This is a genomic window from Saccharomonospora amisosensis (genome assembly GCF_011761185.1).
In the GTDB taxonomy this organism is placed as follows: domain Bacteria; phylum Actinomycetota; class Actinomycetes; order Mycobacteriales; family Pseudonocardiaceae; genus Saccharomonospora_A; species Saccharomonospora_A amisosensis.
In genome coordinates, this window is sequence record NZ_JAAOYM010000001.1 from 2,084,655 (window position 1) to 2,110,112 (window position 25,458).

Consider the following 25,458-nt stretch of genomic DNA (forward strand, 5'->3'; position numbering starts at 1 on the left):
GGCACTGGCCGGACACGACAAAAGGGGGCCGCTGGTGCACACGACGGGCAACGACATGGTGGGTGCCACCGACAGTTCCGAACTCGCCGAGTTCGCCGTGGCGACCGTGGCCGCGCGGGTGCGAAGCTGGCTGCGGTGCCGCTCCTGGCGGGCCGACGACTGGACAGCGGCTGAGCTCGTCGCCGCCAAGAGCGGGCGCACGGTCAGTGTGGTGATCCCGGCTCGCGACGAGGAGGCCACGGTCGGCGAGATCGTGCGCACCATCCGCACGTCGCTGGTGGAGCGTCACCGGCTGGTGGACGAGGTGGTCGTGGTCGACTCCCGGTCCCGTGACGCCACGGCGGCCGTGGCGGCCGGTGCGGGCGCCACCGTCGTCGCGCAGGACGCGGTGCTGCACCCACTGCCCGGCCTGACCGGCAAGGGGGAGGCGCTGTGGAAGGGACTCGCCGCCACCACCGGCGACCTGGTGGTGTTCGTGGACGGCGACCTGTACGACTTCACCGCCGACTACGTCACCGGACTGCTCGGCCCGCTGCTGACCAACGCCGACGTGGACTACGTGAAGGGTTTCTACCACCGTCCATTCCTGGGCGAGGGCCGCACCGACGCCGACGGCGGCGGCCGGGTCACCGAACTGGTCGCCAGGCCGCTGCTGAACATGTACTGGCCGGAGCTGTCCGGGTTCGTGCAGCCGCTGGCGGGCGAGTACGCGGGCAGGCGGGAGGTGCTGGAGAGTATCCCGTTCGTCGCGCACTACGGGGTCGAGGTCGCCCACCTGATCGACCTGCTGGAGTGTCGTGGCCTCGACGCGCTCGCACAGGTGGACCTGGGTATCCGGACCCACCGGCACCAGAGCACGCGGGCGCTGGGCAGGATGGCGGGCCAGATCATCCTGACGATCATGGAACGGCTGGACGGTTACGGGCGGCTGGTGTCGGCCGAGCCGCCGTCACCGCTACTCGCCCAGTTCCGCGGGGGTGGCAGCGGTGAAGGCGTCGATCGCGAACTCCTCGTCACCGACCTCACCGTGCGGCAGCGACCGCCGCTGGCGACGGTGCGGCCCGCGCCCGCGTGCCGAGATTGACCTGGCGGGGGCGTCAGTCGGACACGTCGGCGTGGGCGACCACGTTGGTGATCCGCACCCGCACCAGGTACTCGCCCGGCACCGCGTTGCGCTTGCCGAACGCCTCGGCCTGCTCGGCACCCATGTACCGCCCGCCGATGACGGTGGCCCAGTGCAGCATCTCGTCCAGGTCCTCGCTGATGCTGGCCTCACCGGTGAAGTGCACGTAGGAGTACGGCGGACGCTGGTCGTCCACCGCCATCGACACCCTCGACTCGGCCCGCAGCGACCTGCCCTTGACCGAGGTCGCGCCGGTGTTGAACACGAACTCGTCGGCCCCGTCGGCACCGCCTTCGTTGAGCACGAACCAGATGGGGGTGACGTGGGGGGAACCATCGGCGCGGATCACGCCCAGCTTGCCCGTCCTTGTGCCCTCGTTCGCGAACGACCACCACTCTGCTTTGGACATCTGCCGCATGATCGCTGACAGTACCGGGCGCCGCGGCCGGTGTTTAGCGGCGTCCGCACCCGGTTAAACAATCGCGACCCGGGAGGTGAGCGTGGCTGAACGCGGATCGCGAAATGGGCGCTGGCCACAGCGCTGGCCGGTGCAACCGCTGCCGCGCACGCCATGGTCCGCTCAGGAGCCAACGGTCCACCAGGCCAGCCCCGCGTTGATCGACGCGGCGGCACGGCGCGCGGGCGCGCGGCCGTCCGGCAACTGGTTCGCCTTCGCCGACAGCCGCGTCGTCCGGGCCGACCGCCCGTTCGGGACCACGGTGGCGGGGCGGGAACTGGTCGCCTGGCGAGACGAGGGTGGTGCGCTCGTGGTCGGTCCGGGTGCCTGCCCGCACCTGGGCGCGCCGCTGGCCGAGGGCCGCGTGGTGTGCGGGGAGGTGGTGTGCCGCTGGCACGGTCTCGCCCTCCCGCCGGACGGCAGACCAGGCTGGCGGCCGTTGCCCGCCTACGACGACGGGGTGCTGTCGTGGGTGCGGCTGGATGCCGAGGGTGGCGAGCCGCCGACGCCGGAACCGGTGCTGCCGCCGCGTCCCGCCACTGCCGGGTCGCTTTCGGCCGTCACGCGGCTGGAGGGGGTGTGCGAGCCGTTCGACGTGGTCGCCAACCGGCTCGACCCCTGGCACGGCGCCTGGTTCCACCCGTACTCGTTCACGCGGTTGAGCGTGGTGCGCGCGCCAGGGGCCACCGCCACCGACGGAGACGACCGGTTCCTCGTGGACGTCACCTTCCGCGTCGGCCCCCGGCTGGGGGTCGCCGTCCGTGCCGAGTTCAGCTGCCCCGAGCCGCGCACCGTCGTGATGCGCATCGTGTCGGGCGAGGGTGAGGGCAGCGTGGTCGAGACCCACGCCACGCCGGTGGGTATCGGGCCGGACGGGCTGCCCCGCACCGCGGTGCTGGAGGCCACGGTGGCGAGTTCGCCGAGGCCGGGGTTCGCGGTGGCACGCAGGCTCGCGCCGCTGCTGCGACCCGCCATGCGGCGCGCGGCGAGCAGGCTGTGGCGCGACGACCTGGCCTACGCCGAGCGGCGCTACTCGCTGCGCCGCCGGGGAGCCGACCGGGGCGGCGACGGCGGTCGCTCGCGGTCCGGCGCGACCCGGACCGATCCCGTCCGATCCGATCGCGGCCATACGTACGGCAGGTCGGGCGGGACATCGCCGAACAGCCCGCCGTAGAAGTCCGGGTCCTTGCGCAGCAGCGCCGAGCGGTGACTTCGGTGGAACCGTGGATCGCCCAGCCACGGCGGCAGTTCACCCGCTTCCGCCAGTTCCCGCTGCTGGCGCACCTTCGCGCGGCCCCGGGTGCGGGCGAGGTCGGCCACCAGTTTGGTCGCGCAGGTGTCGGCGCGCCCGCTCTCGGTCCAGCGCGCACACATGGTCAGGCCGTACCGGGTGAGTGCTTCCTCGTAGCCCGCCCACATCCGCACCGCGGGATGATGCCGCCAGCCGTGCCCGGGCACCGTCAGGGCCCGCAGCACCTGCAGCGCCTCCACCCGCTGCTTGCCGAGCCTGCGCACGTCCAGCACCGCCGCGGAGGCCGCGAAGTCCGGGTAGGGCAGGAAGGTCTGCATGCGGGCACTCCGAGGTGGCTGAGGTGGCTGAGGTGGCCGAGGTGGTTGAGGTGGTTGAGGTGGCCGAGGTGTCAGCGCAGCAGCGCGGCGAGGCCCCGAAGCACGGTGTGTCGCCCGCTGGTCGGCACGCTGAGCAGGTCGTGCCCGGCCACCCCCCACCGCGCCAGCAGTTGGTTGGCCGCCTGCCAGCCGGTGGTGGCGGCGCGCTCCATGAGCGCCACCGGCAGGTCGACGCGGACGCAGTCGCCCGCGAGCACGAGCCCGTCCACCGGGGTGAGCACGCCGGGTCTGTGTCGGAACGTGCCGGGTGCGAACAGCGGGCAGTCGGCGCGCCACTCCACGCGGTCCGCCACGATGCGCGCCCGCGTGGTCTCCGGGTAGACGGCTCGCAGCCTGGCCAGCAGTTCCGACTCCACCCGCGCGCGCGGCCCGGTGGCGGCGTAGGCGTGCAGTTCCACTACCGAACCGCCGTGCCGGGTAGCCCAACCGGCGGCGTCACTGTCGTATCGGTCGAGCAGGCTGATGTTGTCCAGCGGCGGCAGCCCGCCGACCGCGAGGAACGCAGGACGGCCGGTGCCGACCCCTCGGTCCAGCCACAGCCTGCGCACGCAGAACGGCGGTGCCGTTTGCTGCGCGGCGATGCGTTCCCGCCACGGGCCGGTGCCAAGGCCCGGGGAGGAGTCGACCACTTCGCGCAGCCCCGTTACGTCCAGCGCCAGCACGACGGCGTCGGCGTCGACCGCCCGCTCTCCCGCGTAGACCCGCAGCCGCCGCGTGCCGCCCTGCTCGACCCGGTTGACCGGCACCCCCTCGTTGATCGTGGCGCCGCGGCGCCGCAGGTACTCCGCCAGCGGCTGCCACAGCAGGTGGAACGGCGCGCGCGGCACGTCGAACAGCAGCCCCTCGGCCGAGCCGAGGAAGTACAGGTGGAACATCACCGCCAGTTCCGCCGCCGAAAGCCGCCGAGGGTGAGCGAAAAAGCTGCGCGAGAACACGTCGAACGCCAGGTGTTGCGCCGCGGGCGGAAACCCGATGCGTTCCAGCAGGGTCCGCGCGTCCAGGTCGTCGAGTTCTCGGTAGGTGTCCGGTACCCGCACGTCCAGCAGCGAAAGGGCCGCCCGCGCGTTCAGCCGTGGCACGTCACGGACGGCGAACGTCGGGCTGCGGGCGACGAAGCCCAGCGCGTTCCACGGCGGCGTGCGCGGCACCCCGAGGAAGCTGTCCACCCTGCCGTGCGCGTCGACCAGCGGGTAGTCCGGCAGGGCAAGCAGTCCCGCCAGCTGCGGGTCGGCCCTGCGCAGCAGCGCGCGCAGGTTGTAGTACTGCCTGAAGAACGCGTGGAAACCACGGCTCATCCCGGTGCGGGTGCCGTCGGGCAGTGTGGTGGTCCACCCGCCGACCCGGCCACCCAGGTACGGCGCGCGTTCGAACAGGTCCACCGCCACGCCTCGCTCCGCCAGCCCGGTGGCCGCCGCGAGCCCCGCGATTCCGCCACCGGCCACCACGACCCGTGGTGCGGGAGAGGCGACGGTGCGGCGGCCTTGCGGTGCCGGATGCCGTCTGCTCCTGCGGTCGCGACTCATGCCCGCGCCTTTCTGGCGTGGAAGGTGTGCACGATGCCGCGTTGCCAGCCGCCGACGCCACGGCAGCCCACGTCGGTGAAACCGGCCGCCCGGAGGCGGTCGGCGAACCGCGGCGGCGAGTCGAACCGCCGCACGCTGCGCCACAGGTAGCGGTACAACCGCGCGTCGCCCGCGGCGAGCCTGCCAGCCGGGATGATCATCGACCAGCACACCGCGTGCCAGGTCAGCCGGGGCAACAGGTTCGGGCTCAGGCTGTAGTCATGCACCACCAGCAGCCCGCCGGGGCGCAGCAGCCGCCGCAGCGTCGTCAGCGTGGCGTCGGGGTCGGGCAGGTTGCGCACCAGGTAGGCGGCGAAGGCGGCGTCGAACGGTCCCCGCACCCCCGCGTCCGGCAGCGTCTCAACCCGGCTGTGCACGAACCGCACCGAGCCGGGCCACTCCTTGGCGCGCGCGACGTCGAGCATGCCGCGCGAGGCGTCCACCGCCACCACGGCCGCGCCGGGATCGGCGGCCAGCAGCGCGGCGGTCGACGCCCCGGTGCCACAGCCCGCGTCCAGGATGTGGGGACCCGCCTGCCGCGCCGTGGCGGCGGCCTCCCGCAAGTTGGCGTGGTAGCCGGGATTGAGGCCGACGAGCCGGTCGTAGGCGGCCGCGGCGGCGTCGAAGGCGGCGGGCACGTCCTGCCGAGTGAGCGCGGTACCCATCACGGCCCCTCCGGTGTGCCGCGGGAAATCCGCACCCGTCCGGCTGTTTCCTTGCGTTCGTGGTGGGTCCAGCCGAGCAGGGTGGCCGTGACGAGGCTGAAGCCGAACAGGAAGTCCTCCACCGGGATGTCCAGCGGGAACCTCAGCCCCAGGAAATGCGCGGCGTCGTAGTGCACGATCGGCGCGCTCAGCTTGGTCAGCCACCCGTCCACCGGTACCTGGAAGGCGAACACGATGGCCAGTGTCAGCCAGTACGCCTTGCGACGGAACAGTCCGGTGCGCAGCCAGGCGACCTCGATGAGCACGACGGCGGCCACCGAAAGCAGCGCGGGCACCGTGTAGCCGAGGCCGATCATGGCCGCTCCCCGAGCGGCAGTTTGCGCACGGTCTCGAACGTCAGCACCGCGCACAACGGGATCACCAGGAAGAACAGCGCCTCCTCGACGGGTAGACCCGGCGCAGCCCTGGCCCCGAGGGTGTAGTCGGGGCTGATGCTCCACACCCCCGCGGCGATGGCGGCGACATCCCACACCAGAAACGCCGCAGCAGGGGGACCGAGCGCGCGCAGCAGCCTGCCGGGCTTGCGGTACACGCCCGCGCCGGTGAACTCCAGCGGCAGCGTGACGGCGAGGCAGGCGGCCAGTACGAGCAGATAGTGCAGTTGTTCGGTCGATTCCATGGTCAGTCCCTCGTGGTCACCGACAGATCCGCGGCAGGGTTCGTTCTCGTCGCCCTCGTCGGGGTTGTCGTCCTCGCCAGCGCGGTCCGTGCCACCGCGGCACCGGCGAGCGCGAGCCGACGCGGTGTGCCGACCACCGCGCGACCGGAGAACACGTCGTGGTCGCGGTCCTCGATGCGGTCGAGGATGCGCGAGTACAGGTCGAGGGCCGTGGCCACACACGGCCGGGAAGCCGGGTGCAGCATCCCTATCCCCGGGCGGGCCCTGCGGTACACCTCCCGGGTGCGTGCGACCTGGTCGGCCAGCGCCGCCCTCACCTTCGGTTCCGCGCGCCCGTTCCGCAGGCACCACCGCAGCAGGTCGGTGTCGACCCCGTAGGCGGCGAGCTCGTCGGCGGGCAGGTAGACGCGGCCCATGCGCAGATCCTCGGCGACGTCGCGCAGGAAGTTGGTGAGCTGGAACGCCGCTCCCAGCGCCGCGGCGTGTGGTTCGGCCTCGCGACGGTCGCAGACCGTGCCAAGCACGGGAAGTACCTGCAGTCCGATCACTTCCGCCGACCCGTGCACGTAGGTGTCCAACTCGGTCCTGCTCGGATAGCCGCTGACCGTGAGGTCCATCCGCATCGAGTCCAGAAACGGCCCGAACAACTCCGGGTCCACGCCGAAGCGCGCGGTGGTGTCGACGACCGCCGCCAACACCGGGTCGTCGGTTGCGCCCGTCGCGAGCCCGTCGGCCAGCGCGGCCGCGATGTGGTCGATCCGCTCGGCGATGTCGCGCACGGCCCAGCCGGGCTCGGGGTCGTCGACGAGGTCGTCGACATAGCGGGCGAAGCCGTACAACGCGTGGATCGCGGGCCGCTGCGCGGGCCGCAGCAGCCGCGTGGCCAGGAAGTAGGTCCTGCCGTGCCGCGCGTGCAGCCGCCTGCAGCGTGCGTATGCCTCGCGCAGGCGCGGCTCGATGACCCTGGCGGCGGTCAGTTCCCTGCCGCTCACGAGCCCACCCACGGCGGACGTTCCCGGCATGCCGCGCGGAATACCCAGGTGACGCCGTGGTGATACGTGCCGCGGCCCTCGGGTCGCTGAAACGGAGGAAGCGCGGCGGTGCCTCACGAATCCTTGCGGTTGGCAAGCGCGAGGCTGAGGCCGAGGCCGATCATCGTGATACCACCCGCCCCGCCGAGGAGTTCCAGCCTGCGCGGTGAGCGCGCGAACCAGTCCCGTGCCGCCGACGCCGCCAGCGCCCAGCCGGAGTCCAGCAGCAGCGCCACCACCGGCAGCACGATGCCGAGCAGCAGGATCTGCACCGGGACCGGTGCCGCATCCCGCTCGACGAAGTGGGGCAATACCGCGGCGAGGAACACGATGGACTTGGGATTGGCGAACCCGACGACGAAGCCGTCCCGCAGTACGCGCAACGTGTTGCCCGCGCGCGGTGTGACGGCCGTGCCGAGTGCCTCGGAAAGCGAGCGCCGGTGCAGTACCGCCCGCACACCGAGGTACACGAGGTAGCAGGCGCCAGCCAACTTGACCACGGTGAAGGCCGCGGCCGAACGTTCCACCAGCGCGCCGAGGCCGAAGGCGACCGCGACGATCTGCAGGTAGATGCCCGCGGCGTTGCCGACGACGGTGAGTAGCGCGTCGCGCCGCCCCAAGGTCAGTGCCCTGCCGATGGTGAACAACACACTCGGCCCTGGCACGATGACCATGACGAACGTCAGCGCCGCGAAAGCCGCGACCTGTCCGCAGGAAATCACCTGCGCAGGCTATGACGCGGGGGCGGGCCGAGGTAGTCAATTTCCGGACCCGGCCGGGGGTGTGCGGACTCGATCCGGTCCGGACGGGTTCCCAGCAGTACCTATCTCAAGGTAGCCTCTTAATCGATTCTCCCGCAGGTCGGCGGTGTGGTCGTCTCGTCCGGGTGACGCGGATCCTCGCTGGCCAGCACGCTAGGGTGGCGGGTGGAACCACGAACAGTCCAGGCCCGGCGGCGACCGGGAAGAGCCCACGAGGAGAGCAGAGCAGTGACCGTTCGCGTAGGCGTCAACGGCTTCGGCCGGATCGGCCGCAACTTCTTCCGTGCCGTGCAGGCCAGCAGCCACGACATCGAGGTTGTGGCATTCAACGACCTCGGTGACGTCGCCACGATGGCCCACCTGCTCAAGTACGACAGCATCCTGGGCCGGCTGCCCGAGGAGGTCAGCACCAGCGACGAGGGCATCGTCGTCGGCGGCAAGACCATCAAGGCGCTCGCCGAGCGCGACCCCGCCAACCTGCCGTGGGGTGACCTCGGGGTCGACGTGGTGGTGGAGTCCACCGGCTTCTTCACCAACGCCGACGCCGCCAAGGCACACATCGCGGGCGGCGCCAAGAAGGTGGTCATCTCCGCGCCCGCCAAGGGTGAGGACCTCACCGTCGTGCTCGGCGTCAACGACTCGGCCTACGACGGTTCCCAGACGATCGTCTCCAACGCCTCCTGCACCACCAACTGCCTCGCCCCGCTTGCCAAGGTGCTGCACGACGAGTTCGGCATCCAGCAGGGCCTGATGACCACCATTCACGCCTACACGCAGGACCAGAACCTGCAGGACGGCCCGCACAAGGACCTGCGAAGGGCGCGTGCCGCCGCGCTGAACATCGTGCCAACCTCCACCGGCGCCGCCAAGGCGATCGGACTGGTGCTGCCCGACCTCAACGGCAAGCTCGACGGCTACGCCCTGCGTGTCCCGGTGCCGACCGGCTCCACCACCGACCTGACGGTCACGCTCGACAAGAGCGCGTCACTGGAGGACGTCAACGCCGCCTACCGCGCCGCCGCCGAGGGCCCGCTGCAAGGCATCGTGCGCTACAGCGAGGAGCCGATCGTCTCCTCCGACATCGTCACCGACCCCGCGTCGTGCATCTACGACGCGCCGCTGACCAAGGTGATCGGCAACCAGGTGAAGGTCGTCGGCTGGTACGACAACGAGTGGGGCTACTCCAACCGCCTCGCGGACCTGGTCAACCTCGTCGGCTCCAAGCTGTCCTGACGCCATGCCGGTGAAGACACTCGACGACCTGCTCGGCGAGGGCGTCTCGGGCAGGCGCGTGCTCGTGCGCTGCGACCTGAACGTGCCCCTCGACGGCGACACGATCACCGACGACGGCCGCGTCCGCGCGGCGCTGCCAACCATCAAGCGGCTCGCGGACGCCGGGGCCAAGGTGATCGTCACCGCACATCTCGGCAGGCCCAAGGGCGCACCGGACGCGAAGTACTCGCTGCGCCCGGTCGCCCGCAGGCTGGGCGAGCTGCTCGGCGCGGAGGTGCCGCTGGCGACCGACGTGGTCGGTGAGCAGGCGGCCTCGGTCGTCGGCGCGCTCGCCGACGGCGGCGTCGCCATGCTTGAGAACGTGCGGTTCGACCCGAGGGAGACCAGCAAGACCGACGCCGAACGCGCGGAGCTGGCTCGCGACCTGGCCGCGCTCGTTGGTGAGGGTGCGGCCTTCGTCTCCGACGGCTTCGGGGTGGTGCACCGCAAGCAGGCCTCGGTCTACGACGTGGCCCGCGAGCTGCCCGCCTATGCGGGCGGTCTGGTGCTCGCCGAGCTGGAGGTGCTGCGGACGCTGACCGGCGACCCGAAGCGCCCCTACGCGGTGGTGCTCGGCGGCTCGAAGGTCTCCGACAAGCTCGCCGTCATCGAGGCGCTGCTGCCGAAGGTCGACCGGCTGCTTATCGGCGGCGGGATGTGCTTCACCTTCCTCGCCGCGCAGGGCCACGAGGTCGGCGACTCGCTGCTGGAGACCGACATGGTCGACACCTGCAAGCGGCTGCTCGCCGAAGCCGGCGGCAAGCTCGCCCTGCCGGTGGACATCGTGGCGGCCGACAAGTTCGCGGCGGACGCGAACGTGCGCACCGTGGCGGCCACGTCGATCGAGAAGGGCTGGCTGGGTCTCGACATCGGGCCGCAGACGGTCGCGGAGTTCGCGGCGGCGCTGGCGAACGCGCACACGGTGTTCTGGAACGGCCCGATGGGCGTGTTCGAAATGGCGCCGTTCGCCGAGGGCACCAGGGGTGTGGCCACGGCGATCGCGAACGCCGACGCGTTCAGCGTGGTCGGCGGCGGCGACTCGGCCGCCGCCGTGCGACTGCTCGGCCTGCCCGAGGAGCGGTTCTCGCACATCTCGACCGGCGGTGGCGCCTCGCTGGAGTACCTCGAGGGCAAGGAACTCCCCGGTGTCGCTGTGCTGAGTGAGGAGCGCTGATGGCCCGCAAGCCGCTGATCGCAGGCAACTGGAAGATGAACCTCAATCACCTCGAGGCCATCGCGCTGGTGCAGAAGATCGCCTTCTCGCTGCCGGAGAAGTACTTCGCGAAGGTGGACGTGGCCGTGCTGCCGCCGTTCACCGACATCCGCAGCGTGCAGACCCTCGTCGACGGCGACAAGTTGCTGCTCACCTACGGTGGGCAGGACCTCTCGCCGCACGAGTCGGGCGCCTACACCGGCGACGTTTCCGGGCCGATGCTGGCCAAACTCGGCTGCACCTACGTCGTCGTGGGGCACTCGGAGCGTCGTGAGTACCACGCCGAAACCGACGAGGTGGTGAACAAGAAGGTCCGTGCCGCCGTCAAGCACGGCCTGACGCCGATCCTGTGTGTCGGTGAGCCGCTGGAGGTGCGTGAGGCCAGCGGCCACATCGAGCACACCACGGCCCAGCTGATCGCTGGGCTGAAGGGGCTCAAGGCCGAGCAGGTGGACGGCATCGTCGTCGCTTACGAGCCGGTGTGGGCGATCGGCACCGGACGGGTCGCCACCCCTTCCGACGCCGAGGAGGTGTGCGCGGCGCTTCGCTCCGCGCTGGGCGACAAGTACGGGGCCGAGCTGGCCGAGCGGACCCGGGTGCTCTACGGCGGCTCGGTCAAGTCCGGCAACATCGCCGACCTCGTCAAGTGCGACAACATCGACGGAGCGCTGGTCGGCGGAGCCAGCCTCGACGGCGAGGAGTTCACCAAGCTCTGTGCCCTCGCGGCGGGCGGCCCGCTTCCCTGAACGTCGGGGGATTGGGCTACCCTGGAGGCTCCCGCCACCCGCAGTACACAGAGGATGACATGAAGCTGTTCCTGCAAATTCTGTTGATCGCGACGAGCGTGCTGCTGATCGTCGCGGTGCTGCTGCACCGCGGTCGCGGTGGTGGGTTGTCGTCCCTGTTCGGTGGCGGCATGCAGTCCAGCCTGGCCGGGTCGAGCGTGGCCGAGAAGAACCTGGACCGGATCACGCTCGGCCTCGGTGCCGTCTGGGTCATCTGCGTGGTGGGGCTCGGTTTGCTGGTGAAGATCTGATCGATGTCGGCGTGCCTGGGGGTACGCCAACTGTCTGGTGGGTGTGAGAATTCATGGTTGGCGGTAACGCGATTCGAGGCACGCGGGTCGGTGCCGGCCCGACAGGGGAGTCGGAGCGGGGAGAGACCGCGCCGCGTCGCCGAATCTCCTACTGGTGTGCGAACAGACACGAGTCCTGTCCGTCGTTCGCGATCGACGCCGAGATTCCGGAGGAATGGGACTGCCCCCGTTGCGGGCTCCCAGCGGGTAGGGACGAGCAGAACCCGCCCGCCGCGCCACGGACGGAGCCGTACAAGACGCACCTGGCGTACGTGAAGGAGCGGCGCAGCGAGGCCGACGGCGAGGCCATCCTCGCCGAGGCACTGGAACGGTTGCGGCAGCGCAGGCAGATCTGAGCCGTCGGCGACGTGGGGTCCAACCGGGAGCGAGACAGGCCGCGTCGGCTGCGCTCGTGGTCGGAGCTGAGCACGGCACAACGGTCGCTGTTCGTGCCGCAGCTGCTGTCGCAGCTCGTCGTGCGGGTCGGCGTCCTCCTGTTGACGCTGGAGTTCCTGCTTGTCGCCGGGCCGAATATCGGGTTCCTCGGCGACGACACCACCGGCCGGGAAGGGCAGGCCGTGGTGCTTTCGTGCGAGTCCGCCGGTGTGCCCGCGGCAGTGGGGCTGAGCTGGTACCACAGTTGCGAACTCCGAGTTCGCTGGCCGGGCAGTAGCGGTGGTGGCGGGGAAACCGTGCCACTGGACACCGCGCAACTCGACGCGGACGATGTCGGCCGAACCGTCGATGTCGTGGAACGCGAGGGCGGCGACAAGTGGGGAACCGTCCAGCAGTATGTGGCACTGGCGCAGCCCTCGCCCCACGCGGCGCTGGCGGTGATCGCGTTCCTGTCGCTGGGCGTGGTGGCGCTGCTGTTGCCGTACTGGTACCGGTTCGGCGATCGCGACGAACGAGCGCGACGCCGGTTCCGGTCGCGGTTCAAGGCGCGGCCCGCGCTCGTGGTGGCGGGCGGCTACTGGCTGCTGTTCGCGGCGGGCGCGGGCTGGCCGGTTTCCCCGCCGGTGCCGGGCCTGCCGGGCTGGGGAGCGCTGACCTGGCCTCCCGCGTTGCTGCTCGTCACCGGCGTGCTCGTGCTCTGCACCGGGCTGTTCCTGGTGCGGTATCGGCAGTCGAAGGGCTACCCGGCTGCCGACTTCCGGCCGTCCGCGCTCGGCAGGTTCGGCCGTGTCGTCGGCGGCGTGCTGCTGTTGGTCATCTCCACCGTCGCGCTGATCGAGTCGGCCGTGTCGGAACAAGGTGCGTGGCCGGTGTGGCCGTTGCGGTGGTGCCTGCCGGTGCTGCTGCTGGTAACCGGCGCACGGCTGTTGCTCGTCTGGTGGCGGGGGAGGTCGCTGCCCCGACCGAATTCGCGCTCGAGGGAACCGGACGCGGCGGCGCGTAGTCAGACCGCCGGCTGACCTGAAGACGAGGAGCGCGAGCATGACCGAACAGCCCCAGTGGCTTGCCGACCTCCAGCGCCGGGGCGAGGAGATGGTGCGGCAGTCGCGGCAGGCCCAGGAGGAACTGGCCGAACTGACCGAGACGGCGGCTTCGGCGGACCGGATGGTGACCGTGACGGTCGGCGCGAACGGCGCGCTGCGGCAACTGACGATCGACGACCGCGCGTTGCGCCGATCAGGCGCCGAACTCGCGGCGTCGATCATGCAGCTGGCGGGCAGGGCGCAGGCGGCCGCGGCACGCAGAGCCGTGCGAGTGGTTGAGCCCTTCGCCGGCGAGGAGGGTATGGAGTTCCTTCGCAGCCAGTTGCCCCCTGACGACGAGATCGACGAGGACGGCGGCGCCGAGCAGGGTCCGGCGGCTCGTGGCCGGGACCGCCGCGACGATGACGACGAACCACCGCAGAGCTTCCTGCGTCCGGCGCACTGATGACCGGGGACTGGGAACCGAAGACTGGGAACCGAAGACTGGGAACCGAAGACTGGGAACCGAAGACTGGGGACTGAGCACATGACAGGGGATGGATTCACGGTCGAGGCCGACGAACTCGACACACACGCCTCCTCGCTGGACGGAATCGCCCAGCGGGTGCAGGCCGAGGGAGAGCGCGGCGGCGGGATCGACTTCGGCATCGACGCCTTCGGCATCGTCGGGCAGGCGTTCTCGACGCAGGCACGGCAGGTCTCGAGCGAGGCGGCTGACCAGATCACGGGCTACGCGCAGGACATCCGAGACCTCGGGACCGCGGTCAGAGCGGCGGGCAGGGCCTACGTGGAATCGGACAAGGGACACGCGGAGCCGTTCCGTGGCGGCGAGGGAGGCTGACGATGGTTGATCTCGACAGCGCGGAGTCCAGGACGAACACCAGCGGCGCGGGCATCATCGACACGGTTCGCTCCACCGGCGCCGCGATCCAGGGCGAGGACTGGGGCGAGTTCGCGGCCAGCGCGGGTGTGCTCGCGCTCGACGGACTCGCCATGGTGGTCGATCCGGTCGGCACGCTGCTCGCGGCGGGTGTGGGCTGGTTGATCGAACACATCGAACCGTTGAAGGACGGGCTCGACAAGCTCGCAGGCGACCCCGCCGCCATCCAGCAGGGCGCGGACACCTGGTCCGACGTGCAGTCCGAGCTGAAAGCGATCGCCGCCGAGATCCCCGGCATCGTCGAGCGCGACATTCCCAACTGGACCGGCGCCGCCGCCGACAAGTACCGCGCCCGCGCGCAGGACATGGCCGACGGTGTCGAGGCCCTGGCCGAAAGTGCGGGCAACGCCGCCACCGTTGTCGCCACCGCCGGAACGATGGTCTCCACCTGCCGAGCGATCATCAGGGACATCGTCGCCGCCTTCATCGCGGAACTGATCAAAGGCGCGCTGGCCGCGCTGGCCACTTCGGTGGTCAGTTTCGGCGCCACCGTCGCCGGCTACATCACCTATGCGGTGGGGCGGATCGGTATGAAGGTCGCCGAGATCGCGGCCAAGATCAGCAAGCTGCTCGCCAAACTCGGCAAGGCCGGTGCCCACCTGGCGAAGGTGCTGGACGACATCGCCGAGGTGGCCGCGAAGATCGGCAGCAAACTCGGCAAGCTCGGCTCCACCGTCGGCAAGGTGGCACCCGGGCCGGGTACCACGATCTCGGGTGTCGGTGAAGGCTTCGCGAGGGCGGGCTCCCGCCTCGACGACGTCGCATCGTCGGTGGGCAGGGGAGCCGACCGTGTCACCGGCGTCGCCGACGACATCGGCGACTTCGCGGCACGGACGGGTTCCAGGGCCGGTGACCAGGTCGCGAGCGGGCGCCACCTGATCGACAACGCCGACGATATCGGTGCGCGGGCGGGTGACTTCGTGCGCAACGGCCCGCTGTCGAACGGCCCGCTGCGCGAGTTCGGGGAGACGGCGGGACTGGTCAACGACGGCTACAAACTCAACCCGACAGGCATCGCGGCCCGCGGCGTGGCCTACGGCCCCCAGTACGAGGAGCAGAACGACACCGAGGACATCCGGGAAGGCAACACCGACTTCCGGCACGAGCAACGCTGACGCGCGAGCCTCAGGGCACGGCCGGGTAGCGCGCGCTGACCCGGAAACCCCCGTCCTCGGTATGGCCGGTCTCGAACGTGCCGCCGAGCAGCCTCGCGCGCTCCGCCAGCCCGGCGAGCCCGAAGCCGCCACCGGATGGCAGTTCCTCGCCGGGGTGGCTCGGCGCGGCGTTGCGCACCTCGACGCGCAGCTCGTCCGGCGCGCCGCGAACCGTCACGAACGCGGTCGCGCCGGGCGCGTGCTTGCGCACGTTCGTCAGGCACTCCTGCACCGTGCGGTAGGCGGCGGCGGACACCTCCGGCGGCAACTGCTCCGGCACCCGCTCCACGGCCAGCCGCACCGGCACATCGGTACCGCTCACCAGAGCCTCGATGTCGCGCAGGTCGGGCCGAGGTCCGTCGTCCGCGCCGGACCGCAACACCCCGACCAGCGCGCGCAGCTCCTCGAGAGTGTGCGTGCTGAGCTTGCGGATCGTGGCTGCCGTCGTCTGGACCTCTTCGTTGTTCTCCACCGACGCCAGCGCCCCTGCCTGCATCGCGATCAGCGTGATGTCGTGAGAGACGACGTCGTGCATCTCCCTGGCCAGCCGGGCCCGCTCCTCGGCACGCACGGCCTGCGCGTGCAACTGACGCTCGCGGTCCCGGCTGCGGGCCAGCTCGGCGAGTCGGGCCGACAGTTCCGTCCGCGCGCCGATGAGCAGCCCGATCGCGATGGGCATCCCGGCGACGATGATGCCGTAGATGCTGTCCAGGATGTGTTCACGCCAGCCCAGTTCAAAGAAGTCGGGCAGCGGCCACAGCACGAATCGGCACAGCCACACCAGACCCGCGCCGAGGAAGACCTGCCAGTGTGACTGCTTCTTCGCGGCGAGCGAGCCGAGCGCGATCATGGCCGCGAGCTGGGCCCAGCCCGCGAGGAAACCCGGCACGGTAGCCAGCACCACGGTGAACGGCAGCCACCGTCTGGCCACCAGGGCGACACAGCTGGCCGCGGAAAGGTACACCGAGTACGGCTCGGCCTGCTCCGGGATCACGAGCCACACGTCCAGCACCGCGATCAGGATGGCGAGCGCGTCCACGGCCAGTCCGCGCACGGCGGGCTTGCGCCGGAGTGCGGTTTCTCGGGGCGCGGCGGTTGCGGTGGGCCGCCGCGATCGGTCTCGCGCCATCGGGTCGGGGTCGCCGACCGACACCTCAGGGATGGAGATGCCCTCCGTGGTCATCGCTTCGACCTCTCGTCTCGTGGACTCGACCTGAGAGAGGTTTCAGCGACCACGGTGCGCCGCGCAAGACCGAAATGTGTGCGGATGCAACGAAACGCACCGCGCTAGGCCAGACGTCGCAACGCTACTGGCTGGCCGATCCGGTCAGGCTTCCCAGTTTGCCAGCCGCGGCCCTGTCGAGTAGCCACAGCGTCCGGGAACGGCCCTTCGCACCCGCGGCCGGGAGCCGGACCTCGCTCGCGCCCGCGAGCGCGAGAGCGACCGCGTCGGCCTTGGCCTCGCCCGTGGTCACCAGCCACACCTCAGCGGCGGCGCGGATGGCTGGGAAGGTGAGTGAGATCCTGGTGGGCGGCGGTTTCGGCGAGTCGCGCACGGCGACGACACGGCGCCGGTCCTCGCTCGCGGCCTGCGAGGCCGGGAAGATCGACGCGACGTGCCCCTCACCGCCGATGCCGAGCAGCAGTACGTCGAACGTGGGGACGTCGCCGCCGTCCTGCCCCGCGTTCGCCGCGAGAATCCCCGCGTAGGCGGCCGAAGCCGCGTCCGGGTCGTCACCGAACTCGCCGTCGGAGGGCGCCATCGGATGCACCCGCGCCGGATCGACACCGACGTGGTCGAGCAGCGCCTCGCGAGCCTGCTTCTCGTTGCGCTCATCGTCGTCGGCTGGCACGAACCGCTCATCTCCCCAGTAGACGTCGAGCCGGGACCAGTCGATCGCGTCCCTCGCGGGGCTTCGGCGCAACTGTTCCAGTATCGCGATCCCGGTGCCGCCCCCGGTGAGCACCACCGACGCCGAACCCCTTGCCGCCTGCGCGTCGGCCAGCCGGGTAACCAGCCGTGCCGCGCACGCCGCGGCGAGGATGTCCGCGTCGTCGTGGACGATGACCTCGTTCGCGCTCATACCTTCGCCTTCCGCCCTGCCCGGCCGGTGCTCGACACAGCAGGCTTGCGGCCGTGCGCCGACAACTTGGCCAGTCCGCGCAGCGCCGCCTCGTAGACCTCGTCCGGGTCCAGCCTGCGTAGCTCCTCGATCAGGCATTCCCTGGTGTCGCGGCGCTGTAACGCGATGCGGCGCGGGGGCTGGAACGGCTGGGAGAGCGTGCCCGTCTTTCCGTCGGGACGGTGCAGCTCGACGGGGCCGGACCGCCGGTCGAGCCTCACCGACACGATGCCCTGCGCCGTGGTGCTCTTGACACGGGTGACCGGCACGTTCAGGTACTCGGCCAACCATCCCGCGAGCAGCTCGGTCGACGGCGAGTCGCCCTCACCGGTGACGGTCGCGCCGGTGATGCGCTCGAACGGCGGCAGGTCCAAAGCGGACACCAGTTGCGCGCGCCAGTTCGTGAGCCGCGTCCACGCCAGGTCCGTATCACCGTCCTGATAGGACTTCGCTCTGGTGCGCAGGCTGCGGATCGGGTTCTTCTCCGCCGCGGAGTCGGTGATCCGTCGCTGCGCGAGCTGGCCGATCGGGTCGGTTGCCGGTGCCTTCGGGCCCGCGAACGGCCACCACGCCACGATCGGTGCGTCCGGCAGCAGCAACGGCACCACCGCGCTGCGTGCCTGGCCGACCAGCGGACCGTACAGTCGCAGCACGACGACCTCGCTGGCCCCGGCGTCGCCGCCGACCCGGATCTGGCCGTCGATCCGCGGCGCCGCCGTGCGGGCACCCCTCGCCACGACGATCACCCGGGACGGGTGTTCCCTGCTCGCCTCGTTGGCGGCATCGATGGCATCCTCGAGCAGGTCGTCGTCCTCGGCGACGATCACCAATGTCAGCACCCGGCCGAGTGCCACCGCACCACCGCGTTCACGGAGCTCGACCAGCTTCTTGTTCAGCTGCGAAGTCGTTGTGGATGGCAGGTCAATGATCACGGCCGCCTCCAGTGCCTGCCGCTGCGACCAAGCAGTGCCTCCGCCGACGGCGGACCCCACGAGCCCGGCTCGTACGGCTCCGGGGTGCCCTGTTTGGCCCAGTGCTCCAGGATCGGGTCGAGTATCCGCCAGGACAGCTCAACCTCTTCGTTGGCGGGAAACAGCGATGGCTCGCCCAGCAGCACGTCGAGGATCAGCCGCTCGTAGGCCTCAGGAGAGGTCTCGGTGAAGGCATGTCCGTACCCGAAGTCCATGGTGACGTCGCGGACCTCCATCGTCGTCCCCGGCACCTTCGAGCCGAACCGCATCGTCACACCCTCGTCCGGCTGCACCCGGATCACCAGCGCGTTCTGGCCCAGCTCCTCGGTCGAGGTCGTGTCGAACGGCAGGTGCGGCGCGCGCTTGAACATCACGGCCACCTCGGTGACCCTGCGCCCGAGTCGCTTACCGGTGCGCACGTAGAACGGCACTCCGGCCCAGCGGCGGTTGCGGACCTCCAGCGTCACCGCCGCGTACGTCTCGGTGGTGGAGTCCTTGGAGAATCCCGGCTCCTGCAGCAGCCCCGGCACCTTCTTGCCACCCTGCCAGCCACCCGCGTACTGGCCGCGCGCTGTTGTCTCGTCGAGCGGCCCCACCGGCTTGGTGGCGCCGAGCACCTTGACCTTCTCGGTCCGCAGCGCCCTCGGCTCGAACGAAACCGGCTCCTCCATGGCGGTGAGCGCGAGCAACTGCAACAGGTGGTTCTGGATGACGTCGCGAGCCGCCCCGATTCCCTCGTAGTAGCCCGCGCGACCGCCGAGGCCGATGTCCTCGGCCATCGTGATCTGTACGTGGTCGACGAAGTTGGAGTTCCAGATCGGCTCGAACAGCTGGTTGGCGAAGCGCAGCGCCAAGATGTTCTGCACCGTCTCCTTGCCGAGGTAGTGGTCGATGCGAAACACCGACTCCTCGGGAAACACCTCGTTGACTATCGCGTTGAGTTCCTTGGCGCTGGCCAGATCGTGGCCGAACGGCTTCTCGATGACCACCCTGCGCCACACGTCCGCGCTGGACTGGGCGAGGCCGCACCGGGCCAGTTGCTTTGTCACCACCGGAAACGCCCACGGCGGGATCGAAAGGTAGAACGCCGTGTTGCCACCGGTACCGCGCTCGTCGGACAGCTCCTGCACCGTTCGGGCGAGCCGGTCGAAGGCATCGTCGTCGTCGAATGAACCCTGGACGAACCGGATGCCCTCCGCCAGCCGGTTCCACACCGACTCCCGGAACGGGGTGCGGGCGTACTCGGCGACGGCGTCGTGCACCTGCTGCCCGAAGTCCTGGTCGGCCCAGTCGCGGCGAGCGAAACCGATCAGTGAGAACCCGGCGGGCAGCAGGCCCCGGTGCGCGAGGTCGTAGATCGCGGGCATCAGCTTCTTGCGGGAGAGGTCGCCGGTGACGCCGAAGATCACCAGGCTGGACGGCCCGGCGATCCTCGGCAGCCGCTTGTCCCTCGGGTCGCGAAGCGGGTTGGTCGTACCCTGCGTCATCCCCTCAGCTCCTGCACAGCCCGGACCACCTCGGCCAGCCCCGCCGCTCGATCGGTGAGGTGCAGCCGCAGCACCGGCCTGCCGGTCTCCGCCAGCACCTGGCCGTCCCCGATGGCCTGCGCGAGTTGCAGCGTACCGAGGCTGTACGGCCGGTCCGGCACGTCGACGTCTTCCTCCACGTTCCCGGTGAGCTGCAGGAACACCCCGTTGGGGTGGCCGCCCTTGTGGTACTGACCCGTGGAGTGCAGGAAGCGCGGCCCCCAACCGAAGGTGACCTGCGATCCGGTACGCCTTGCCAGCTCCGTGCGCAGCACCGCGGCGGACGCGTCGGTGATGCGGTCCAGATAGGCCTGCACCGACACGTAACCACGGCCGGCCGCGGCCGCGGCGTCCACGAACTTCCGCAGCACGTCGGCGAGCCCGCCCTCGGCGGGGCTGCCCTCGGGCGCGTACACCTCCACGGGACCGACGACCTTCGTCGGTTCTCCCGTGGCGGCCAGCGCATCCGGGTGGTCCAGCAGTGCGCGGGCTGCCCGCTTCGCGGCCTCCACGTCGGGCTGGTCGAACGGGTTGATGCCAAGCAGCCTGCCCGCCGCCGCCACGGCGTGCTCCCACAGCAACAGTTGCGCACCGAGCGACCCCGACACGGCGATCGCGGCACCGGTCACGGCGTCTCCGACCGCGACCGCGGTGGCGTCACCCCCGGCGTCGGCGAAGCCGGGGGCGTCCGGGCCCTCCGCCACGACCGGCAGCAGCCCGGTGCCCTGCTTGCCGGTGGACTCGGCGATGAGTTGCTCGGCCCAGTCACCGAAGCCCACGATGCCGGAGCCGCTGTCGGCGAGCACCACCTTCTCGGCGCCGCCCGCGTGCGCGGCGCCGAGCGCGGCGGCCAACCGCAGCGCGGGGTTCTCGGCCGAGTCGGCGCCGAGCGCGGGGGCCACACCGGCCGCCTGGTCCAGCAGCCGTGCCACGTCGGCCCCCGCCAGCCCGGCGGGCACAAGCCCGAACGCGGTGAGCGCGGAGTAGCGGCCCCCCACGTTGGGATCGGCGAGGAACACCTTGCGGTATCCCTGTGCCCGCGCCAGCTCGGCCAGCGGCGAACCCGGATCGGTCACCACCACGAACCTGCTCGCCGCGTCGATGCCAGCGTCGGCGAACGCCTTCTCGAAGATCCGCCGGTGGCTGTCCGTCTCGACCGTGGTGCCGGATTTCGACGACACCACCACCACCGTGCGCTCCAGGTCACCGGCGAGTGCGTCGGCGACCTGTCCAGGATCGGTGGTGTCGAGCACCGTCAGCGAGACACCCTCGGTGTTGGTGATCACTTCCGGTGCCAGCGACGAGCCGCCCATGCCCGCGAGCACCACGCGGTCGATGCCATCGGACCGCAATCGCGCACGCAGTGTCTCGATCTCACCGATCAGTGGGCGCGACGTCTTGTGCAGCGTCGTCCACGACAGCCGGATCGCGGCCTCCGGTTCCGCGTCGGCGCCCCACAGTGTCGCGTCGCCCGCCGTGAGCCTGCTCGCCACCCGGTCGTCGACCAGCGACTCCAGCAGCGGGACGGCCGCGGACCACAACCCGGCGTCGCAGACCGTCACTGCCGTGTGCTCCGTGGCCATCCGCCCTCAGCCTTTCGCCTTGCCGAGCTGGTCGCCCACGGTGTCCAGCAACTCGGTCCAGGACTTGTCGAACTTCTCCACGCCCTCGTCCTCCAGGGTGGTGAACACGTCGCTGATGTCGATGCCCACGGCGGCCAGCCGGTCGAACACCTGCTGGGCCCGCGCCGCGGTGCCGCTGACCTTGTCGCCCTCGATCCGGGCATGGTCGGCCGCCGCCTCCAGCGTCTTCTCCGGCATCGTGTTGACGACGCCAGCCACCACCAGCTCGTCGACGTAGCGGGTGTCGGAGTAGTCGGGGTTCTTCACCCCCGTGGACGCCCACAGCGGTCGCTGCGGGTTGGCTCCGGCTTCCCGCAGCGCCTGCCAGCGCGGCGACGCGAACAGTTCCTCGTAGGTGGCGTAGGCCAGCCGGGCGTTGGCGATCGCGGCCTCACCACGCAGCGCCAGCGCCTCGTCCGTGCCGATTGCCTCGAGCCGGTGGTCCACCTCGGTGTCCACTCGGGACACGAAGAACGAGGCGACCGACTGGATCGACCTGAGGTCGTGACCGTTGGCCCTGGCCTGTTCCAGGCCCGAGAAGAAGGCGTCGATCACCGCGCGGTAGCGCTCTACGGAGAAGATCAGCGTGACGTTGACACTGATGCCTTCGGCGAGCGTCCTGGTGATGGCGGGCAGCCCCTGCTCGGTCGCCGGGATCTTGACGAAGATGTTGGGCCGGTCCACCGCCTTCCACAGGTCGGCGGCCTCGGCCACGGTCTTGTCGGTGTCCCATGCCAGGCCGGGGTCCACCTCGATGGACACCCGGCCGTCCTTGCCGCCCGTGCCGGTGTAGACGTCGCGCAGCAGGTCGGCCGCGTTGCGAACGTCGGTGGTGGTGAGTTCGCGCGCCGCCTCGTGCACGTCGGCGCCGCGCTGGGCCAGCGCGCGCACCTGCTCGTCGTAGGACTCGCCGCGCGAGAGGGCGTTGGCGAAGATGGTGGGGTTCGTCGTCACACCCACCACGTGCCGTTCCCTGACCAGCTCGGCCAGGTTGCCCGACTCCAGTCGCTGCCTCGACAGGTCGTCGAGCCAGATCGACACCCCTGCCCGTGAGAGCTGGGCCAGCCTGTCGGTGTTGCCCATCGCGTTCATCCCCTCATACGTCGGTGTAGTCGTCGGCGGCTGTCAGCGGACCCGGGCCAGCGACCGGCGCGCCGCCGCCACCACCGCCTCGGCGGTGATGCCGAACTCGCGGAACAGCGTCGCGTAGTCGGCCGAGGCGCCGAAGTGTTCGATGGACACGACCTCGCCCGCGTCGCCGACGAACCTGTGCCACGGCTGCGCCACGCCTGCCTCGACCGCCACCCGAGCCCTGACCGCGGGTGGGATCACCGCGTCCCGGTAGTCCGCGTCCTGCTGGTCGAACCACTCCACGCACGGCATCGAGACCACACTGGTGGCAACGCCCTCGGCCTGCAGTGTCTTCCTCGCCTGGAGTGCGAGCTGCACCTCCGAGCCGGTGGCGATCAGCACCACATCGGGTGTGCCGCCGTCGGCCTCGGCGAGCACGTAGCCGCCCCGTGCCACGCCTTCGGCCGTGGTGCCTTCGAGCACCGGGACGTTCTGCCTTGTCAGCGCCAGCCCGGTGGGGGCGTGCACGTCCTGCAGCGCGGCCTTCCACGCCGCGGCGGTCTCGTTGGCGTCGGCGGGGCGCACCACGTTGAGCCCCGGGATCGCCCGCAGCGCGGCCAGTTGCTCGATCGGCTGGTGGGTGGGCCCGTCCTCACCGAGGCCGATCGAGTCGTGCGTCCACACGTAGACGACCGGGGCCTTCATCAGCGCGGCGAGGCGCACCGAGGGCCGCATGTAGTCGCTGAAGATCAGGAAGGTGCCGCCGTAGGGGCGGGTGCCACCGTGCAGTGCGATTCCGTTGAGGATGGCCCCCATCGCGTGCTCGCGGACACCGAAGTGCAGGTTGCGCCCGTATGGGCTGGTACGGAACATCGCCGTGCTCGCGGCCGAGGGGCCGAACGAGTCCGAGCCCTTGATGAGTGTGTTGTTGCTCTCCGCCAGGTCCGCCGATCCGCCCCACAGCTCGGGCAACTCGTCGCCGATGGCGTTGAGCACCTCGCCGGAGGCCTTCCTGGTGGCGATGCCCTTCGCGTCGGGTTCCCAGGTGGGCAGCTTCTGCTCCCACCCCTGCGGCAGCGTTCGGGTGCGCAGCCGGTCGGCCAGTTCCTTGCGCCGGGGGTTCGCGCGGGCCCACGCGTCGAACCGCTCCTGCCACTGCGCGCGGTCGGTCTTGGCACGGTCGACGATCGCGCGGGTGTGCGCCAGTACCTCGTCGGCGACCTGGAAGCTGCGCGCCGGGTCGAAGCCAAGTGCCTGCTTGACCCCGGCCACCTCGTCGGCCCCGAGCGCGGCACCGTGTGCCTTGCCGGTGTTCATCTTGGTCGGCGCGGGATAGCCGATCACTGTGCGCAGCAGGATGAACGACGGCCTGGTGGTCTCGGCCTTCGCGGCCGCGACGGCCTGCTCGAAGGCCACGATGTCCTCGCCACCCTCGACCACCTGCACGTGCCAGCCGTAGGCCTCGTAGCGCTTGGCGGTGTCCTCCGACAGCGCGATGCTGGTGTCGTCCTCGATGGAGATCTTGTTGTCGTCGTAGATGACGACAAGGTTGCCCAGTTCCTGCCTGCCCGCCAGCGACGACGCCTCGGCGGTGACGCCCTCCTCGATGTCACCGTCGGAGGCGATCACGTAGATGTGGTGATCGAACACACTCTGCCCGTCCGGGGTTTCGGGGTCGAGCAGCCCGCGTTCGCGCCTGGCGGCCATCGCCATGCCGACCGCGTTCGCCAGGCCCTGTCCAAGCGGACCCGTCGTGGTCTCGACACCGGGAGTGTGCCGGTACTCCGGGTGGCCGGGAGTCTTGGAGCCCCACTTGCGTAGTTGCCGCAGATCCTCCAACTCCAGCCCGTACCCGGCGAGGAAGAGCTGGATGTAGAGGGTGAGGCTGCTGTGCCCCGCGGAGAGCACGAACCGGTCGCGTGCAGGCCACTCGGGGTCGGTCGGGTCGTGCCGCATGATGCGCTGGAAAAGCGAGTATGCGACGGGTGCCAGGCTCATCGCGGCGCCGGGGTGACCGCTGCCGCAGTGCTCGACCGCGTCGGCGGCCAGCACCCTGACCGTGTCCACCGCACGAGTGTCCAGTTCCGTCCAGTCGGCCGGGTAGTTCCGGCGCAGCAGTGGGTTGTTCTCGGTGGTGGGGTTCTCCGACACTGACCTCGGCTCCTGACTCTTACGAGTGATCGCTGTACCCGGCTACCCGCATGTCCTGCTTGCCACCCGATCTTAATCGATCCCGAAGGGGTTGCCCCTTCCCATCGCGGGCGGGGTGGCTCAACATGACGGGCCGCCGCCAGAGTAGACGACCGGGTAGCCGGGGTCAGCGATCCTCCGGCATGCCCGGATAGGCCAGCAGCCACTCCGCCAACGCGTGCACCGCCCTTCCGGTGTCGCGTACGGCGCGCTCGTCGTGGCAGGGCGAGTCGGCCAGCCTGGCCAGCAGTTCGATGCCCCGGTGCGCCCTCGACCGCAACTCGCGGTCGGGCGCGGGCCCTGGGGCCTCGCCGACATCGAGGGTCTCGACAGCGGGGTTCTCGACAGCGGCGTTCTCGGCAGCGGCGGTGTTGCGGGTGTCGGCGCTTTCGGGCGCGGCACGGCGGGGGTGACCGGTCTGCCCGGCGGGCGGAGGCCACTCCGCGGGGCGGGAGCACTCCAGGATGCCGCGACCCTCGGTGGCGATGTCGTGCGCCGTCTCGCCGCCGAGCTCGCACACCCGGCCGAACAGTTCGGCCAGCGCCTCCCACTGGCCACGGGACAGCGTGGTGTGCCCGGCGCGCGGGTCGAGGAGGTAACGCGGCACCGCCTCGACGACGCGACCGTCCAGTTCCGCCGCGCGCGCGAGGAAGTCGGAGCCGAGCCAGCACACCGCGCGTCCGAGGGCACGAAGTTGCTCGGCGGGCAGTTGCCCGTCGTCCTGATGCGTCATGAGATCGGCGACGACCGCGCCGAGCCCCCGGTTCACCTCGGCGGCACGGGTCAGCAGCTCCCGATCGCGACGGATCATGCGACCTCCCTGTCCGCCTGTCACCGGCCGGGCCGGCGCCCGCCTCGTGCGTCGGCCCGGCCGGCTGCCCGCGCCCGCCAAGTTGCGCGCAATTTAGCATAGATGCGCGCAACTACCGGTTGGTTGCACACTAATGAGCGATCG

General features: G+C 70.7%; 26 protein-coding genes and 1 pseudogene. 11 read left to right on the forward strand and 16 right to left on the reverse strand.

The features are described 5' to 3' along the window. Positions 1-55: 55 nt before the first annotated feature. Entirely contained in the window at positions 56-1,084 is a 1,029-nt protein-coding gene (locus tag FHU38_RS10200) for a glucosyl-3-phosphoglycerate synthase (RefSeq protein WP_167175901.1), read from the forward strand. Positions 1,085-1,097: 13 nt separating this feature from the next. Here FHU38_RS10200 and FHU38_RS10205 read toward each other — a convergent pair whose 3' ends face one another. Further along, complete coding sequence (locus tag FHU38_RS10205) at positions 1,098-1,541, reverse strand: PPOX class F420-dependent oxidoreductase (protein ID WP_167169403.1); 444 nt, start codon at positions 1,539-1,541, stop codon at positions 1,098-1,100. An 82-nt stretch (positions 1,542-1,623) separates the two neighbouring features. Here FHU38_RS10205 and FHU38_RS10210 point away from each other — a divergent pair. After that, positions 1,624-2,625: pseudogene (locus FHU38_RS10210) on the forward strand (DUF5914 domain-containing protein); the annotation flags it as partial. Here the strand turns inward: FHU38_RS10210 and FHU38_RS10215 are convergent. The 7 genes from FHU38_RS10215 to FHU38_RS10245 all read right to left on the reverse strand — a co-directional run bounded on the left by FHU38_RS10215 (position 2,610) and on the right by FHU38_RS10245 (position 7,868). Beyond that, positions 2,610-3,149 (reverse strand): MSMEG_6728 family protein, encoded by a 540-nt coding sequence (locus FHU38_RS10215; RefSeq protein WP_208415617.1) that lies wholly within the window; start codon positions 3,147-3,149, stop codon positions 2,610-2,612. The pseudogene FHU38_RS10210 and the gene FHU38_RS10215 overlap by 16 nt on opposite strands. A 71-nt stretch (positions 3,150-3,220) precedes the next feature. Beyond that, a complete protein-coding gene (locus FHU38_RS10220; protein WP_167169404.1) occupies positions 3,221-4,732 on the reverse strand; it encodes an FAD-dependent oxidoreductase in 1,512 nt (503 codons plus the stop codon). Next, positions 4,729-5,436, reverse strand: coding sequence for a class I SAM-dependent methyltransferase (locus FHU38_RS10225; protein WP_167169406.1), 708 nt, complete (start codon positions 5,434-5,436; stop codon positions 4,729-4,731). Before FHU38_RS10225 ends, FHU38_RS10220 begins: the two co-directional genes overlap by 4 nt. Next, on the reverse strand, positions 5,436-5,792 hold the full coding sequence (locus FHU38_RS10230) for a lycopene cyclase domain-containing protein (protein WP_167169408.1): 357 nt from the start codon (positions 5,790-5,792) through the stop codon (positions 5,436-5,438). Before FHU38_RS10230 ends, FHU38_RS10225 begins: the two co-directional genes overlap by 1 nt. After that, positions 5,789-6,115 carry a lycopene cyclase domain-containing protein gene (locus FHU38_RS10235; protein ID WP_167169410.1) on the reverse strand — a complete coding sequence of 109 codons (327 nt, stop codon included), beginning with the start codon at positions 6,113-6,115 and terminating at the stop codon, positions 5,789-5,791. The genes FHU38_RS10230 and FHU38_RS10235 overlap by 4 nt, the downstream gene beginning before the upstream one ends. A gap of 2 nt (positions 6,116-6,117) precedes the next feature. After that, the gene (locus tag FHU38_RS10240; protein ID WP_243852225.1) at positions 6,118-7,137 is read right to left on the reverse strand and encodes a phytoene/squalene synthase family protein; all 1,020 of its coding nucleotides are present in this window, start codon (positions 7,135-7,137) and stop codon (positions 6,118-6,120) included. Positions 7,138-7,220: 83 nt separating this feature from the next. Beyond that, on the reverse strand, positions 7,221-7,868 hold the full coding sequence (locus FHU38_RS10245; RefSeq protein ID WP_167169412.1) for a LysE family translocator: 648 nt from the start codon (positions 7,866-7,868) through the stop codon (positions 7,221-7,223). A gap of 267 nt (positions 7,869-8,135) precedes the next feature. On the opposite strand from FHU38_RS10245, the gene gap reads away from it, so the two are divergent. From gap to FHU38_RS10290, 9 genes are all read left to right on the forward strand, one after another. Then, on the forward strand, positions 8,136-9,140 hold the full coding sequence (gap, locus tag FHU38_RS10250; RefSeq protein ID WP_167169415.1) for a type I glyceraldehyde-3-phosphate dehydrogenase: 1,005 nt from the start codon (positions 8,136-8,138) through the stop codon (positions 9,138-9,140). Positions 9,141-9,150: 10 nt separating this feature from the next. Next, a complete protein-coding gene (locus FHU38_RS10255) occupies positions 9,151-10,353 on the forward strand; it encodes a phosphoglycerate kinase (RefSeq protein ID WP_313886873.1) in 1,203 nt (400 codons plus the stop codon). After that, entirely contained in the window at positions 10,353-11,138 is a 786-nt protein-coding gene (gene tpiA / locus FHU38_RS10260; protein WP_167169420.1) for a triose-phosphate isomerase, read from the forward strand. Before FHU38_RS10255 ends, tpiA begins: the two co-directional genes overlap by 1 nt. A gap of 59 nt (positions 11,139-11,197) precedes the next feature. Further along, positions 11,198-11,428 (forward strand): preprotein translocase subunit SecG, encoded by a 231-nt coding sequence (secG, locus tag FHU38_RS10265; RefSeq protein ID WP_009154909.1) that lies wholly within the window; start codon positions 11,198-11,200, stop codon positions 11,426-11,428. A 53-nt stretch (positions 11,429-11,481) separates the two neighbouring features. Further along, positions 11,482-11,823: an RNA polymerase-binding protein RbpA gene (locus FHU38_RS10270; RefSeq protein ID WP_167169424.1), complete on the forward strand. Its 342-nt coding sequence runs from the start codon at positions 11,482-11,484 to the stop codon at positions 11,821-11,823. Positions 11,824-11,835: 12 nt separating this feature from the next. Continuing rightward, on the forward strand, positions 11,836-12,882 hold the full coding sequence (locus FHU38_RS10275; protein WP_167169427.1) for a DUF6346 domain-containing protein: 1,047 nt from the start codon (positions 11,836-11,838) through the stop codon (positions 12,880-12,882). A gap of 22 nt (positions 12,883-12,904) precedes the next feature. Further along, the gene (locus tag FHU38_RS10280) at positions 12,905-13,351 is read left to right on the forward strand and encodes a YbaB/EbfC family nucleoid-associated protein (protein WP_167169430.1); all 447 of its coding nucleotides are present in this window, start codon (positions 12,905-12,907) and stop codon (positions 13,349-13,351) included. An 81-nt stretch (positions 13,352-13,432) separates the two neighbouring features. Further along, a complete protein-coding gene (locus FHU38_RS10285; RefSeq protein ID WP_167169433.1) occupies positions 13,433-13,747 on the forward strand; it encodes a type VII secretion target in 315 nt (104 codons plus the stop codon). A 2-nt stretch (positions 13,748-13,749) separates the two neighbouring features. Further along, positions 13,750-14,961, forward strand: a complete 1,212-nt coding sequence (locus tag FHU38_RS10290) for a WXG100 family type VII secretion target (RefSeq protein WP_167169436.1) — start codon at positions 13,750-13,752, stop codon at positions 14,959-14,961. 10 nt (positions 14,962-14,971) lie between these two features. Here FHU38_RS10290 and FHU38_RS10295 read toward each other — a convergent pair whose 3' ends face one another. From FHU38_RS10295 to FHU38_RS27285, 8 genes are all read right to left on the reverse strand, one after another. Further along, on the reverse strand, positions 14,972-16,183 hold the full coding sequence (locus FHU38_RS10295) for a sensor histidine kinase (protein WP_167169439.1): 1,212 nt from the start codon (positions 16,181-16,183) through the stop codon (positions 14,972-14,974). A gap of 124 nt (positions 16,184-16,307) precedes the next feature. Further along, positions 16,308-17,084 (reverse strand): 6-phosphogluconolactonase, encoded by a 777-nt coding sequence (gene pgl / locus FHU38_RS10300; RefSeq protein ID WP_167169442.1) that lies wholly within the window; start codon positions 17,082-17,084, stop codon positions 16,308-16,310. After that, a complete protein-coding gene (opcA, locus tag FHU38_RS10305; RefSeq protein WP_167169445.1) occupies positions 17,081-18,055 on the reverse strand; it encodes a glucose-6-phosphate dehydrogenase assembly protein OpcA in 975 nt (324 codons plus the stop codon). The genes pgl and opcA overlap by 4 nt, the downstream gene beginning before the upstream one ends. Continuing rightward, entirely contained in the window at positions 18,052-19,581 is a 1,530-nt protein-coding gene (gene zwf, locus FHU38_RS10310) for a glucose-6-phosphate dehydrogenase (protein WP_167169447.1), read from the reverse strand. The genes opcA and zwf overlap by 4 nt, the downstream gene beginning before the upstream one ends. Further along, complete coding sequence (locus FHU38_RS10315) at positions 19,578-21,203, reverse strand: glucose-6-phosphate isomerase (RefSeq protein ID WP_167169450.1); 1,626 nt, start codon at positions 21,201-21,203, stop codon at positions 19,578-19,580. Before FHU38_RS10315 ends, zwf begins: the two co-directional genes overlap by 4 nt. Before the next feature lie 6 nt (positions 21,204-21,209). Next, positions 21,210-22,325, reverse strand: coding sequence for a transaldolase (tal, locus tag FHU38_RS10320; RefSeq protein ID WP_167169453.1), 1,116 nt, complete (start codon positions 22,323-22,325; stop codon positions 21,210-21,212). A gap of 42 nt (positions 22,326-22,367) precedes the next feature. Next, entirely contained in the window at positions 22,368-24,464 is a 2,097-nt protein-coding gene (gene tkt, locus FHU38_RS10325) for a transketolase (protein WP_167169456.1), read from the reverse strand. A gap of 166 nt (positions 24,465-24,630) precedes the next feature. After that, the gene (locus FHU38_RS27285; protein ID WP_243852226.1) at positions 24,631-25,314 is read right to left on the reverse strand and encodes a hypothetical protein; all 684 of its coding nucleotides are present in this window, start codon (positions 25,312-25,314) and stop codon (positions 24,631-24,633) included. Positions 25,315-25,458 lie beyond the last annotated feature (144 nt).